Below are 15,280 nucleotides of genomic sequence, written 5' to 3' on the forward strand. Positions count from 1 at the left end.
TTTATTTATGAAAAAAGTTGGTGTGTTTCGTTCCATTCATATTAAGTTTATTCTAATTTATATTCTCCTCATTCTTATTGCTATGCAAATTATTGGAGTGTATTTTGTTCGGAAGTTAGAAGGTCAGCTCGTCGAAGGCTTTAAAGTGTCACTGGATAGACAAGAAAACATCCTATCCTACTATTTAGAGGAAGCCATAACATTAGAGCGAGATGAACAAGCAAGCACAGTTGAGGATGATGTCAAAAATATTTTGCGAGACTACGATTATCAGGACATTATCGAGGTACGTGTTATTGATATCAATAGTCGTGTCATAGGAACGTCTAATCCAGATAATGAGAAAATTGTTGGGAAAAGAATGACTGAGCGTGGTATAAATCTTGCACTTATTGTTGGAACAGCTAGTGATGAATTGGTTATAGAACCAAATACAGGGTTCAGATTGCGTGTATTATCAACACCTATCAAGTCAAATGATGAAATTGTTGGTGCGATATACTTAGTAGCTTCTATGGAAAATGTCTATAATCAAATGAAGCAAATTAATCGTATCCTTGTTACAGGAACAGTTTTAGCTATGGTCATTACTGCAGTATTAGGGATCTTTTTAGCCCATACAATTACTCGTCCAATTTCAGATATGAGAAAACAAGCTCTTGCGATGGCGAAAGGAAATTTCTCTAGAAAGGTTCGTATTTACGGGTATGATGAAATTGGTCAATTAGCATTAACCTTTAATTATTTATCTAGAAAACTCCAAGAAGCACAAGCGTCTACAGAAGGCGAGAGACGTAAGCTTGCTTCAGTTATTACTCATATGACAGACGGGGTTATTGCCACTGATAGAAAAGGACATATCATATTAATAAATGATCCTGCTTTAAAATTATTAGGTATATCCAGGGAAGACGTATTTAATGAACCTATTATTTCAGCCTTAGGTTTAGAGGATGAACTTAATTTTGATACACTTTTACATGAGAGGGAATCTTTAATACTAGACGTGAGTACAAAGGAAAATTCTTATGTACTTCGAGTGAATTTTTCTGTCATTGAAAATAAAATCGGTATTACAAATGGCTTAATAGCTGTTTTACATGATGTGACTGAACAAGAGAAGATCGAGCAAGAACGACGAGAGTTTGTTGCGAATGTGTCACATGAATTAAGAACGCCACTTACGACAATGAGAAGTTATTTGGAAGCACTAGCGGAAGGGGCATGGCAGGACAAAGATATTGCGCCACAGTTTTTACATGTTACACAAACAGAAACTGAACGTATGATAAGACTAGTGAAAGATTTACTTCAGCTATCTAAGTTAGATAGTAGGGATTACTCATTACATAGAACATCTGTTAATTTTATTGAATTTTTTCATCAGATCATTGATCGATTTGAAATTTCAAAGAACCAATATGTAACCTTCAAACGACAGCTACCAGATGAACAAATTACGGTTAGTATTGATAAAGATAAAGTAACTCAAGTCATAGATAACATCATTTCAAATGCACTAAAATACTCTCCAGAAGGAGGACAAGTCAGCTTCTCTTTGAGGAAAAATGTTAATCACCTTGAAGTAATCATAAGTGATGAAGGTGTCGGTATTCCTAAGGCTAACCTTGCACATATATTCGATAGATTTTATAGAGTTGATAAGGCTAGAAGCCGTAACCTCGGTGGAACAGGTCTTGGTTTGGCTATTTCCAAAGAAATGATAGAAGCACATGGAGGAGACATTTGGGCAGAGAGTGAGGAGGGCAAGGGTACGACAATTTTCTTTACACTCCCACTTGAAAAAGAGCAAGAGGATGAGTGGTCATGAAATTTGAAGTCTTAAAATCAATATTGCTAACAACATTAATCTTGATAAGTATTATCTTAACATGGAATATTTGGACTTTCCAAAATAAGTATAAAACATTAGAAAATCCAGATATTAATCAATTTGTTTTAGTTAACAATGAAACTCGTGATGTTGAAGAATTGATTAAACCTAGTCAAATGTTTATTCATTATAATTACGATGATTATGGAACAAATGAATATTACAAAATTGATAAAATGCTAACAGAAATACAAAAATGGATTATTACGAATGTAACAAATATATCTAATACTATTCCACAAAAAGATTTTTTATCATTTATCCATGGAGATAGTAAATTTGAAATAGTCTATCAAGACCAAGTTCCAGCTGAATTTACTAAGAAAATGTTTCAATTTCAAAATCCAGATATTTTAGTCGGGCTGTATGATCGTATTGTTGTTGATGTAGATAAGGGAGAGTTATATTTTGTTTTATATGATAAGCAAAGAGTGTATAAAGCATCACTTGATAATGTTTATTTAGAAAATATAAGGAAAAATTTCCAAGAAAAAAAATCATATACACACTATATCCCATACGACATCAATGAGGTAAAACGCATTTATGTACCTTCTGGAGAACAAGCTGTATATCAATTAGAATATACGTATGAAACACTAGCTCCAGAAGTATTTAAGGATGCCCTGTTCAGTGATCCTAAATCTGTTAAAAAAGAATCATTATATTCTCACGTAGTTGTGTATACAGATGGCTCACGCTTCATGGAAATAAATTCTTTAACGAATCGATTAAAATTTGAGAACCCTGTATCAGAGGATAGTGATATATTAAGTACCGCAAACACTGTATTAAAAAGCATTGATTTTGTAAATAGTCATGGTGGATGGACAGATAAGTATCGTTATTGGAGCTGGGATGAGAACAGAGAAAAGCATACGCAAACGACAGAGTTTCAATTATTTTTACGAAACCTACCTGTTTTCAATGAAAGTAACCTTACAAAAATTGAACAATATTGGCGTAATGGTAAATTATATAGATATGAACGCCCGATGATAGAGCTAAAGATTTCTGATCATAGGGAGGTTACTATACCAACTGGTGAAGAAATTATTAATCACTTGGAACAAATGGAACAATTCAATAAAGATTCGCTTGAAGATCTAATCTTAGGTTATAGGCTTAGACGAGGTGAACGAGATGTTTTAATTTTTGATCCAGTATGGTTCTATCGTTATAATAACATCTGGCGTCATATTAATGTAGAAGAGGTAGGAGGAGAGTATATTGGATTGGAATAAGACGAAAACCATTTTCATTATTACTTTTCTCTTGCTAGATATTTTTTTAATTTATCAATTTCTTGAAATGCGCAATAATAACCAATTAATGATACTGACAGAAAAAACAATTGAAGAAAATTTAGCTGCTGACGATATTACTTATGATAAAATTCCTGAAGTAGAGGAGAGAGGCAAATATTTAAGCGGGGTAAGTAGATTATTTACGGAAGAGGAACTAGCGAAGCTAGATGGTCAGGATATACCTATTGTTGATACTGCAACAGTAGAATCAACATTGTTAACACCGTATCCATTAGAAGAAGCAAAGTTTGACTTCCTGCTAAATCAATTTTTCAATGAGTATATTATTGATGGCGATAAATATATTTTTTGGGAAATGGATGAGGAGCTAGATCAAATTATATTCTATCAACTATATAATGATAAAGTTATTTACAACGAACAAAACAGTAGTATTATCTTGCAACTAAATGACTTAAATGAAATTATTTCTTATAAACAGACAATGCTTAATATAGAGGAATACGAAAAAGAAGAAGAAATCATTGCTGCGATAAAAGCTTTAGAAATTCTCCACAATAAAAACTTATTAAAGTTTGGTAGCCAAATAACAGAAATTGAGTTAGGATATTATTCAATTGTGCCATTTACAACCCCACAATCAAAGGTTCTTACACCGACTTGGCAATTTGTCGTAAATGATAAGGAAAACTATTACGTCAATGCATTTGAGGGGAAAGTAATTGACGAGGAAAGTTTGGAGTGAAAGAAAGTATGAGTTTACATTTTAGTGTGCTTGCAAGTGGCAGTACTGGAAATGCCTTTTATATAGAAACGAATGAGCAATCAATATTAGTTGATGCTGGCTTGAGTGGTAAACAGATGGAGCGATTATTTCTTCAGATAGACCGTTCGATAAGCAATCTATCTGGAATTTTAGTAACTCATGAACATATTGATCATATAAAAGGGATAGGTGTATTGGCTAGGAAATATCAATTACCAATATACGCGAATGCAAAAACGTGGAGTGCGATGGAAAGTAAAGTTGGTGAAATCCCTACAGAACAAAAGTTTATTTTTGATATGGGTAAAGTAAAAACGTTTGGCAATTTAGATATAGAGTCATTTGGAGTGTCACACGATGCAGCTGAGCCAATGTTTTATGTTTTCCACCATGAAGGTAATAAAATTGCACTTATTACGGATACTGGTTATGTCAGTGATCGAATGAAAGGAATTATTAACAACGCTGACGTATTTGTGTTTGAGAGCAATCATGATGTTGACATGCTAAGAATGGGTAAATATCCATGGAACATTAAGCGCCGAATTTTAAGTGATGTTGGTCATGTATCAAATGAAGATGCTGCCATTGCGATGACTGAAGTTATAGGTGATCGTACGAAACGTATTTATTTAGCACATTTAAGCCAAGATAATAATATGAAGGATTTAGCACGGATGGCAGTTTCTCAGACATTAGAATCAAAAGGTTTTATAATCGGAGAGCAGTTTAGCTTATATGATACTGATCCAAATCAACCGACAAAGCTCATAGCAGTCTAAGCTATTTGTTCATAATCGATCTTCCATAAAGTTCAATCGAGTTATAGCATCCATCCCTTAGAAGTTGCTCCATCCTTTTCACTAGACTGTTTTCGCATAGCTTGATCCTTTTCGTACAAGTAAGCGTTCGTGACTTCTTTTCTATTTTTACATTTTTGAGCGTGGATAAAACCTTGTATGACTGTCCATTTTCATAAAATAGCATACGAAAAGAGCCTTTTCTAAAAGGGAAAAAACACCCTTCATGTGAAATTATGTGATGACTGTGTTAGTTCGTGGATATGATAGATTTATTAGTATTTCTGAGTATAATAAATATTACAAGCATTAATTGCAAAATCTAACATTCATCGGTGAAAGGGTGGATAACTTATGGGATATTATGATCAAGACTATGAGCAAGCTCAAGGAAAGCAAAAAGGAAATCGAGGCGGTTGGTTTTTATCAGCACTTGTTGGGGCTATTCTAGGAGCGTTGCTAGTTGTTATTGCAATTCCTACTTTAGTTAATTTAGATGTTTTACCGTATGATATAGCTATTAACGAGGAGCAAGCTGAGCAACTCGAAACAAATAACGGGACACCAATAAATGAGGGAACTAATAAAAATGTTGCCGTCAATGTATCCTCACAAGTAACGGATGCAGTTGATAAAGTATCAGACGCAGTTGTCGGTGTAGTGAATATCCAACAAGCTGGCTTTTGGAGTAACAACGAAGCTGGAGCACAAGAAGCAGGAACAGGATCAGGAGTTATTTATAAAAAAGATAACGGTAAAGCTTATGTGATCACTAATCACCATGTAATCGAAGGTGCTAATGCAGTGGAAGTAAGCTTGGCTGACGGAACCCGTGTACCAGCAACCATACTCGGAAGTGATATTTGGACTGATTTAGCGGTTCTTGAAATTGATGGGGAACACGTTACAACAGTAGCCGAGTTCGGTGACTCTGATCAAATTAATTTAGGTGAGCCAGTCATTGCTATTGGAAATCCATTAGGCTTGGAGTTTTCTGGTTCAGTAACACAAGGGATCGTTTCCGGCTTAAATCGTTCTGTACCAATGGACATTAATGGCGATGGTACGTATGATTGGAATTCTGAAGTTTTACAAACAGATGCAGCAATTAACCCAGGTAATAGCGGTGGAGCATTAGTTAACATCGATGGTCAGGTCATAGGTATTAACTCAATGAAAATAGCTGAACAAGCAGTTGAAGGAATTGGCTTCTCAATTCCAAGTAATTATGCGCTACCAGTTATTGAGGATTTAGAGCAATACCGGGAAGTGCGCCGTCCTTATATGGGAGTAGGAGACTTGGTATCGCTAAATGAGATTTCAGATTACCATAAAAATCAAACGCTTCATTTACCTGAAGATGTTACAGAAGGTGTCGTCATCCAGCGAGTAGAGCCTAATTCTCCAGCAAGCCAAGCAGGCTTAACAGAATTAGACGTCATTGTCGCAATGGATGGTGTACAAATTACAGATACAATTGAATTACGAAAGTACTTGTATAATGAAAAAGCAATTGGCGACACGATGGAAGTCACTATCTTCCGAGATGGTGAAGAACAAACAGTCACAATGAAGTTGATCGAAGAAATATTTTAGATATAAATAGATAGAGGCTTCTCTTTAGTCAAATTAGTTTGGCTTAGAGAAGCCTTTTTTTGAAGTTTGGACAGTAAAAGGCTATATTTGGACAGTAACAGTAGCTAGTTGGACAGAAAAAGCTTAAATTCCGATAGAAAGAGTGCTGATTTGAACAATAAAGAGACGATCATAGGAAATTAAGTTAATGTTTAGTACTGTTACATATATGTTGGTAGATTTTTCTTTACATAAAAGTATAATATACTATAGATATGGTGTAATACATGTAACAAACTGCGATACTTGAAGGTAACAATGCAATGACATGCAGTGTAATTATTAAACAAATACATTAGCTAACCTATTATCCGATGGAAGGATGAATAATAAATGGGCTATTATGACGATGGTTATGTTCACTTACAAAAAAGATACAAGAGGAAGAGGAAGAAAAAAGGTTGGTTGTTAACTGTATTTATAGGTGCAGTTGTTGGCACATTCATTGTCATTATGTTCATTCCTCTATTAGCAAAATTAGATGTTCTCCCTTATAAGATTGTATATGAACACGAAAAAATCCAATCACCAGAGGAAATTGACTCTGTTTCAGTTACAGCAGCCCCTAGTAGAAATATGACAGTCAATGTGATTACATCTATAACTGAAGCTGTAGAGAAAGTTTCAGAGGCAGTTGTCGGTGTTGTAAACATTCAAGAAGCAAACTTTTGGTCAAGTAGAGGACCGGTCGAAGCTGGTACTGGTTCAGGTGTTATATATAAAAAAGACAACGACATAGCATATATTGTGACAAATCACCATGTTGTTGAACAGGCAAATAACGTTGAGGTCGTACTATATGATGGTACACGTGTAAATGCGGACATAGTCGGAACTGACGCATTAACAGATTTGGCGGTACTCAAAATTGATGCAAAGGATATAACGGTCATTGCCGAATTAGGTGACTCAGATCAAGTAAAAACTGGGGAAACCGTCATCGCAATAGGGAACCCATTAGGAATCCATCTATCAGGATCGGTCACAAAAGGCATTATTTCTGGTACAAATCGTTTTATCCCAGTAGAAGTAGAATCAAAAGGCAGAATCATTGATTGGTTTGCTGAGGTTTTACAAACAGATGCTGCGATAAACCCAGGTAATAGTGGAGGCGCACTCGTAGATATGAATGGAAAGGTCATCGGCATAAATTCGATGAAAATTGCGAGGCATGCTGTTGAAGGTATAGGCCTTTCAATCCCAATTAACTATGTACAACAAACAATTGAAAACCTAGAAATGAATGGTGAGATTAGACGACCATATATGGGAGTAGAATTAACCTCTCTCCAAGATATTCCGGTAGAGCATTTACAAAAAACATTAAAGCTACCAACAGAAGTGACTAAAGGTGTAGCTATCACTGGCGTTGAACGATCCTCACCTGCTGACGAAGCCGGCATGCAAGAGCTTGATGTCATCGTTGAGCTTGACGGTGAACCAATAAATGACCTAACAAACTTAAGAAGGCATTTATATACGAAAAAGTCAGTCGGAGATACGATGGAAGTAACATTGTTTCGACAAGGATTAAAACAAACGATAACGATGAAGCTGTCGAAATATATTTTGCTGTAGGTAGATGTATAAACGGTAGGAAGAGAGGGTTATGAGAAGCCCTCTTTTTTATGATTAACTAAATGGTTTATAAGTAGGATTATTTATTATATGAGTATTAGCTAATGTTTAGATTTAGTGCTTTTCTTCGTGAAGTAGTTTCACCATTTCGTAAAAAGCGTCTTCATGAGAAATGTCTTGAGTCAAGTGCTTGTCGGAGGAGTCAGGATGATGATGACAAGATTCCGCCGTTACCACTGGGGAGTGGGGGGTTTTAAGGTGGAAGTGAAGTCGCTTATGCTTTTATGTGTGTGGATAAATATTTACGTTAATAATTACCCACAATAATATATGCTACAATGGATAACGGAAAAAAGAATTGCCCACATGTGGATAAATGTAAAGAGTCATTGTTTGGAGGAATGAGAACATGAAATGCTGTGATGAACATATAGATTTAGCCATTGATATGTATGTAGATGAACATGAAATTGCACCAGAAATAAATATGCTAAATGAAGAAGAAAAGTTGTCAACATGCTGTGAATTTTGTCGAAATCCAGCAACATATATTGTAGGGAACTAATATTCTCATACAAGATGTGGATAGAAAATGTGTATATGTGGATAACCACTGTGGATAACTTGTAAGTAAACTGTTTATAAAGCGGGGATAAATGTGAATATCTCAATTATTTCAATTGGAAAACTAAAAGAAAAATACTTAAAGCAAGGCATACAAGAATACTTAAAACGCCTCACACCATATGCAAAGGTCAATATTATTGAGCTCCCAGACGAAAAAGCACCCGAAGCCTTAAGCGAGCAACAAATGGAGCAAATCAAACAAAAAGAAGGCGAGCGCATACTCGCAAAAATATCAGAAGACACCCACGTCATCGCCTTAGCCATCAAAGGCAAAATGAAAACATCCGAACAGCTCGCAAAAGACCTTGATAATTTAGCAACGTACGGCAAGAGTAAAGTTGCTTTTGTAATAGGAGGGTCACTAGGACTAAGTAATGAAGTAATGCAGAGGTCGAACGAATCGTTGTCATTTTCTAAGATGACGTTTCCTCATCAGTTGATGAGGTTGATTTTGTTGGAGCAGGTTTATCGAGCTTTTCGGATTAATAGGGGGGAACCGTACCATAAGTAAAAAACTAAAATACAAGTATCAGTATGTCTGTTGAATTTTTGTCTCTAATAAGGGGGCTAAAGATATTTTTAGATAGAAAAACCGCACCTCCAATTGTATCGAACAATAGAGATGCAGTTTTTTATGTCTCCAAAATAAAGGTTACTTCAAATCAAACCGATCTGCATCCATCACCTTGACCCAAGCGGCTACAAAGTCATGGACAAACTTTTCTGTATTATCGTCTTGAGCATACACTTCAACTATAGCTCGAAGAACTGCGTTTGAACCGAATACGAGGTCAAAGCGTGAGGCAGTACGAACGACTTCACCAGATTTGCGGTCACGGCCTTCATATTTGTTGAAGCCCGCTGGTTTCCATTCAATCCCCATGTCAAGCAGGTTCACAAAAAAGTCATTTGTCAACGTGCCGACACGGTCAGTAAATACGCCGTGTTCCGAACCGCCATGGTTCGTGCCAAGGACACGCATACCGCCGAGCAAGACTGTCATTTCTGGTGCAGTTAGACCTAGTAGCTGCGCTTTGTCTACCAACATTTCTTCTGGGCTGATAGAGTATTCTTTCTTCTGGTAGTTACGGAACCCATCAGATACCGGCTCTAATACTTCAAAGTTTTCCACTTCTGTTTGCTCATCAGTTGCGTCACCACGACCAGGAGAAAATGGAACTGTTACATCGAAGCCTGCTTCTTTAGCTGCTTTTTCGATTGCAGCGTTTCCACCAAGTACGATTAAATCAGCAAGGCTGACTTTTTTATCAAGCTTACTTTGAAGGTCCACGTAGATTCCAAGCACTTTTTCAAGCTGTGCAGGTTCGTTTGCTTCCCAGTCTTTTTGAGGAGCCAGACGGATGCGTGCACCGTTCGCACCCCCACGCATATCAGAACCACGATATGTGCTTGCTGAAGCCCAAGCTGTTTTCACTAGTTCGCTTACGGTTAATCCTGTGTTAAGAATTTTTTCTTTTAGGTCAGCGATTTCGGCATCAGATAGTTCATAATCGACTTCTGTAATCGGATCCTGCCAGATTAACTCTTCTTGTGGAACCTCTGGACCCCAGTATCTATCTTTTGGCCCCATGTCACGGTGAAGTAATTTAAACCATGCACGAGCGAATGCATCTGCAAACTCTTCCGGATTCTCATAAAAACGATGAGAAATTTTTTCATATTCTGGATCGATACGCAAGGCCATGTCCGCTGTTGTCATCATTGTCTTTACACGTTTAGATGGATCTTCAGCATCCGGGGCCAAATGTTCCTCCTGCATATTGACAGGTGCCCATTGAGAAGCGCCTGCAGGACTCTTGGTCAACTCCCATTCATATCCGAATAACAATTCAAAGTAGCCATTATCCCATTTAGTAGGGTTCGTCGTCCATGCACCTTCAATACCACTTGATATCGTATCACGGCCTTTTCCGCTCTTGTATGTGCTCTTCCATCCAAAGCCTTGTGTTTCAAGTGTAGCTGCTTCAGGGTCGTCACCTACTTGAGAGGCATCCCCTGCGCCATGCGCTTTACCAAATGTGTGTCCACCCGCGACAAGCGCCACCGTTTCTTCGTCATTCATTCCCATACGTTCAAATGTATCACGAATATCACGGGCACTTGCAAGTGGATCCGGCTCTCCGTTTGGACCTTCAGGATTTACATAAATGAGCCCCATCTGTACAGCAGCGAGTGGATTTTCTAGCTCACGGTCACCGGAATACCTGTTGTCAGCTAACCATTCCTTCTCTGAACCCCAATACACATCTTCCTCAGGGTGCCAAATGTCCTCACGTCCTGCTCCAAAACCAAACGTTTTTAAGCCCATAGATTCAAGTGCTACGTTACCTGTTAATACAAGTAAATCGGCCCAGGAAATCTTGTTTCCATACTTTTGCTTAATAGGCCATAACAGACGGCGGGCCTTATCAAGATTGACATTATCCGGCCAGCTGTTCAGAGGTGCAAAGCGCTGTGATCCAGTTGAGCCGCCCCCGCGTCCATCAGCCGTCCGATATGTACCTGCTGCATGCCAAGACATTCGAATAAAGAATGGACCGTAGTGACCGTAGTCAGCAGGCCACCAATCTTGGCTATCTGTCATTAAATGATGAAGATCTTTCTTTAGAGCATCATAATCGAGCTTAGAGAATTCTTCTTTATAATTAAAGTCTTCTCCCATTGGGTTGGATTTCTTGTCATGCTGGCGAAGAATGCCTAAATTCAATTGATTCGGCCACCAGTCTTTATTCGTCGTACCTCTAGGCGCTGTCGTTGTCGTGATTGCACTATCTTTGTGATGAGTTACAGGACATTGCCCCGCAGCTGCAGCTGTGTGTTCTTTTTGGTCAGGATAATTGTTGTTTTCCATTCATCATTCTCCTTCCTATTTTTGAACATTTAGTCGAAGATAACATTACATCTTGCCACAAATAGGTGTTAGACTATTATGATAATTCTTACTCTCTATTATAGTGGACTGGGTGTTTGATTCAAAGTGATATGTGCTGTGGATGGAGAATTTTTAACAATATTTTCTTTCAAATAGGATTCATCACCACACAAAATAGGGTCAAAAATGTTGTTTTCATGTTTATTAGAATTACCTGAGTATGAGGTTGTTAAACAGGATTTTTCCGCTTCTTACTACATTATTTTTGTGCAATTACGTTAATCAAATCACCAATGAAGATATTGCTGCAGAACTAATACAGTTTTTGTCCAAATCACACAATTTACTGTCCAAATCAACCTTTTTACTATCCAAATTACCCATTTTACTGTCCAAATCAGCTCCTTTACTATCCAAGTCAGCCCTTTTACTGTCCAAAATCACCCTTTTACTGTCAAACCGACCACACCGCTCATCATCAAACCAACCACCCTATTAGTTGTTCTAAAGAATAATCCAGTTGCATATGTTGAAATGGCCTCATCTTGTCATATCATCTTCTTCAGAGTGTCCTACGAATATATCTTCTAGTAGTCTTTCTTTATTAAATCTACTTATTCAAATCGTAATATGAATCATATTTTGTTAGCTTCATAGCTAAGTGATATGCTATAACAATAATAAAGAGAAATATGGAGGTGTAGCTCACATGAGTGATATCCTTATTCGATATTTGAAACATTATACTGATGCTAGTGAATCAGAGATAGAGATGATTGTTGCAGATATACCTATTGCAGAATATAAAAAAGGAACTATCCTTTTAGATCAGGGAGAGGTTCCAGAGAAATGCTATTTTGTCGTAAAGGGTTGCGTCCGCCAGTTTGCAGTTGATGAAGAGGGGAGAGAAACGACGTATAATTTTTTTACAGAAGAACAAGCGGTGACGATTTTCAATCAGCATAGTTCTGATAAAGCATCAAAGTACACGTTAATCTGTATGGAGGACTGTGTTCTCGTTGTAGGTGATTTATCGAACGAGGAACAGATGTATGACAAGCATCCAGGACTTGAAACGATGACGCGTAAGCTAATGGAAGAGATTATGGGTGATATGCACGATGATATTGCTACGTTTATTTCATCTCGCCCAGAAGAGCGGTATAAGGCGCTCGTTGACAAACGCCCTGATTTGATTAACCGTGTACCACAGCATCAGTTAGCAAGCTATTTAGGTATTACACCTGAGTCACTTAGTCGTATCAAACGAAGATTATAGCATTCAAATTTGCGCAGCATTGTTGTGTGCCTTCCTTGTTGAATACGATTTAATAGGTGTTTTACCACCTTTCATTAAGAGCCAAATGCAAAAGCCTAGCTCTCCAGCAGTCATTGGAATCATCAAAATCATCTCGATAGTTGAAGTCACATTTTCAAGCTTGGGAAAGAATCCGTCTAATAGATGGACCAACATATAACTTGCACCACCTAATACAAGTAGAAAGCTTATGATCTTTGGAACTGTTTTAGTTTTTGAAACGACAAAGCCCACTATTAATAGATGCATCCCAAAGACGATTAATCCAAACGACCAAACAGATTCAAATGCTAGTACAGACATCATGACTTCAGAAACGAGAAGACTGTCAGGCTGATTCAACAGATCATTACTATACTTAATGAGATTATCTACCTGAATGAGATTTGAGACCGCAATAGCCAGTATGGCAGTATACATCAATCGAAGCCAAGCAGCTAGCATTGCATATCCTTCATGTATTGGTTTTAAAAAGATATAAAATGCCCACGAAACGATAATATCCGTTATTAATATAACTAGCCAACCAAGTATTCCTGCTCTAAATAATCCTGTTGATGCTGAAATGTTATTAAATGTTTCAATCGAGCTATTACTAATCATTAAAGAACTATGAACATAGCCAAAAGAGAAAAATGCAGCTACGGTCATGATGAGCAAGGATATCCCTGCAATTAATGCTGATTTTCGAAGCTGATTTACTCCTTGCTGTAATACTTCCATATAATTCCCTCCTAAGTCTTTTGATTGTATTGTAGTGAAAAAATGAACATGATTCATTGACTTAAGTCAATGAATCAATTAGAGAATAATATTGCCTAAGTAAATATACAAGCTTCGTTAGTAATCATATTAATATCACTTATCTGTCGAGCAAAAGAAGACATTTATCGAGATTTCACACTAGTATTTGTACAAGGCTGTTGCCTTGCAACATTACTTTTTTTGCCTACTATAGCAAACCTGACATGAAGGTGATGAAAGTACGCATTGAAGTGAAAGATTATTAGATGTGAAAAAGGTATGGTAAATCTACTTTTATTCTTTTGGTATGCCATTTAAATGAAAGTTAAGTTGATTAGGTTGGGAGGAGTGTTATGAAGCGTTTTTCAAAAGCGGAGCGGGGTTGGATTTTTTATGATTGGGCAAACTCAGCGTATTCAATTATTATAACAACAGCTATATTTCCGCTGTTTTATAAAGAAGCTGCGACGAATAGTGGAATTTCTGCCGCAAGTTCCACGGCTTACTTAGGCTATACTATAGCGATTGCAACCTTCATATTAGCAATGTTAAGTCCTATATTAGGTACGATTGCAGATTATCAAGGGTTAAAGAAAAAGTTTTTCACATTCTTCCTTCTCTTAGGTGTGACCTCAACGGCGATATTAGCATTTATTCCGAGTAATCAATGGCTGATGTTACTAGTTTGTTATACCGTGGCAACGATTGGATCTGCTGGAGCAAATATTTTTTACAATGCTTTTTTAGTAGATGTCACACCAAAGAAACGGATGAACCGTGTGTCTACATACGGGTTTGGATTTGGTTACATTGGTAGTACAATCCCTTTTATCGTTAGTATCGCTATCATCATGTTATCTCAAAGTAGTATCCTACCGATTAGTACAGCGGTGGCAAGTAAGATAGCCTTTATGATTACAGCATTATGGTGGTTTGTTTTTACCATTCCATTATTAAAGCATGTTTATCAAGTCCACTATATTGAACGTGAACGAAAACCTGTTAGCAATAGTTTTAAGCGACTAGCGAAAACGGTAAAGGAAGTTCGAAAATACCGTTCATTATTTTTATTTTTGCTAGCTTATTTCTTTTATATTGATGGGGTAGGGACGATCATTTCCATGTCTACAGCATACGGAACGGATTTAGGTATATCTGCTACAAGCTTACTCATCATCTTATTTGTCACACAGGTTGTTGCCGCACCATTTGCCATATTGTACGGGAAATTAGCGGATATCTTTACAGGTAAGAAAATGCTTTACGTAGGTATCATTATTTATATCATTGTTTGTATTTACGCATTTTTTCTGCAAACTACACTCGATTTTTGGATATTGGCTATGCTGGTCGCATCGTCACAAGGTGGGATTCAAGCGTTAAGCCGCTCTTACTTCGCTAAGCTCATACCTAAAGAGAATGCCAATGAATTCTTTGGCTTTTACAATATCTTCGGTAAATTTGCTGCCATTATGGGACCATTTCTAGTCGGGCTCACCTCTCAACTAACAGGACATACGAATATGGGTGTCTTTAGTTTAATTGTTCTCTTTGTCATTGGTGGAATTATTTTAATATTTGTTCCTGAACCGAAAGGTGTTTCAGCTCATGACAATGCTAAGGTTAAATGATAAATAAAGGTTCAACGTCAAATGTTGGGGTGAAGCAAGTTCTCTTCGCCCTATCCAACATGAACACCCACTTTTTTATACTTATGAGCTAATAAGATTTTAGCTCTAAAACGCTTGAAACTTCTA

General features: G+C 37.1%; 14 protein-coding genes. 11 read left to right on the top strand and 3 right to left on the bottom strand.

Annotated features, from left to right (window positions below; all coding sequences use genetic code 11):
• Nucleotides 1–7: 7 nt before the first annotated feature.
• From walK to rlmH, 9 genes are all read left to right on the top strand, one after another.
• Nucleotides 8–1,831: a cell wall metabolism sensor histidine kinase WalK gene (walK, locus tag ACSVDA_RS18045; protein ID WP_485884895.1), complete on the top strand. Its 1,824-nt coding sequence runs from the start codon at nucleotides 8–10 to the stop codon at nucleotides 1,829–1,831.
• A complete protein-coding gene (locus tag ACSVDA_RS18050; RefSeq protein WP_485884897.1) occupies nucleotides 1,828–3,138 on the top strand; it encodes a YycH family regulatory protein in 1,311 nt (436 codons plus the stop codon). The genes walK and ACSVDA_RS18050 overlap by 4 nt, the downstream gene beginning before the upstream one ends.
• The gene (locus ACSVDA_RS18055) at nucleotides 3,125–3,907 is read left to right on the top strand and encodes a two-component system regulatory protein YycI (RefSeq protein ID WP_485884899.1); all 783 of its coding nucleotides are present in this window, start codon (nucleotides 3,125–3,127) and stop codon (nucleotides 3,905–3,907) included. The genes ACSVDA_RS18050 and ACSVDA_RS18055 overlap by 14 nt, the downstream gene beginning before the upstream one ends.
• An 8-nt stretch (nucleotides 3,908–3,915) precedes the next feature.
• Nucleotides 3,916–4,710, top strand: coding sequence for an MBL fold metallo-hydrolase (locus ACSVDA_RS18060; RefSeq protein ID WP_485884901.1), 795 nt, complete (start codon nucleotides 3,916–3,918; stop codon nucleotides 4,708–4,710).
• A gap of 372 nt (nucleotides 4,711–5,082) precedes the next feature.
• Complete coding sequence (locus ACSVDA_RS18065; RefSeq protein WP_485884903.1) at nucleotides 5,083–6,324, top strand: S1C family serine protease; 1,242 nt, start codon at nucleotides 5,083–5,085, stop codon at nucleotides 6,322–6,324.
• A 372-nt stretch (nucleotides 6,325–6,696) separates the two neighbouring features.
• A complete protein-coding gene (locus tag ACSVDA_RS18070) occupies nucleotides 6,697–7,941 on the top strand; it encodes a S1C family serine protease (RefSeq protein ID WP_485884905.1) in 1,245 nt (414 codons plus the stop codon).
• Nucleotides 7,942–8,045: 104 nt separating this feature from the next.
• Nucleotides 8,046–8,198: a hypothetical protein gene (locus tag ACSVDA_RS18075; RefSeq protein WP_485884907.1), complete on the top strand. Its 153-nt coding sequence runs from the start codon at nucleotides 8,046–8,048 to the stop codon at nucleotides 8,196–8,198.
• 152 nt (nucleotides 8,199–8,350) lie between these two features.
• Entirely contained in the window at nucleotides 8,351–8,506 is a 156-nt protein-coding gene (locus ACSVDA_RS18080; protein ID WP_320207304.1) for a CxxH/CxxC protein, read from the top strand.
• A gap of 93 nt (nucleotides 8,507–8,599) precedes the next feature.
• On the top strand, nucleotides 8,600–9,079 hold the full coding sequence (rlmH, locus tag ACSVDA_RS18085) for a 23S rRNA (pseudouridine(1915)-N(3))-methyltransferase RlmH (protein ID WP_485884909.1): 480 nt from the start codon (nucleotides 8,600–8,602) through the stop codon (nucleotides 9,077–9,079).
• A gap of 141 nt (nucleotides 9,080–9,220) precedes the next feature.
• On the opposite strand, the gene katG is transcribed toward rlmH, so the two are convergent.
• Both katG and ACSVDA_RS18095 read right to left on the bottom strand, forming a co-directional pair.
• Nucleotides 9,221–11,440: a catalase/peroxidase HPI gene (gene katG / locus ACSVDA_RS18090; RefSeq protein ID WP_485884911.1), complete on the bottom strand. Its 2,220-nt coding sequence runs from the start codon at nucleotides 11,438–11,440 to the stop codon at nucleotides 9,221–9,223.
• A gap of 303 nt (nucleotides 11,441–11,743) precedes the next feature.
• On the bottom strand, nucleotides 11,744–11,899 hold the full coding sequence (locus ACSVDA_RS18095; protein WP_485884913.1) for a hypothetical protein: 156 nt from the start codon (nucleotides 11,897–11,899) through the stop codon (nucleotides 11,744–11,746).
• A 271-nt stretch (nucleotides 11,900–12,170) separates the two neighbouring features.
• Here ACSVDA_RS18095 and ACSVDA_RS18100 point away from each other — a divergent pair, with 271 nt between their 5' ends.
• On the top strand, nucleotides 12,171–12,740 hold the full coding sequence (locus tag ACSVDA_RS18100) for a Crp/Fnr family transcriptional regulator (protein WP_485884915.1): 570 nt from the start codon (nucleotides 12,171–12,173) through the stop codon (nucleotides 12,738–12,740).
• Nucleotides 12,741–12,743: 3 nt separating this feature from the next.
• Here the strand turns inward: ACSVDA_RS18100 and ACSVDA_RS18105 are convergent, their stop codons facing one another.
• Complete coding sequence (locus tag ACSVDA_RS18105) at nucleotides 12,744–13,502, bottom strand: DUF4386 domain-containing protein (RefSeq protein WP_485884917.1); 759 nt, start codon at nucleotides 13,500–13,502, stop codon at nucleotides 12,744–12,746.
• 374 nt (nucleotides 13,503–13,876) lie between these two features.
• Between ACSVDA_RS18105 and ACSVDA_RS18110 the strand changes: the two genes are divergently transcribed.
• Nucleotides 13,877–15,154 (top strand): MFS transporter, encoded by a 1,278-nt coding sequence (locus ACSVDA_RS18110; protein WP_485884919.1) that lies wholly within the window; start codon nucleotides 13,877–13,879, stop codon nucleotides 15,152–15,154.
• Nucleotides 15,155–15,280: the final 126 nt, after the last annotated feature.

The organism is Cytobacillus sp. Hm23 (genome assembly GCF_051842895.1).
Lineage (GTDB): Bacteria > Bacillota > Bacilli > Bacillales > SM2101 > Nanhaiella.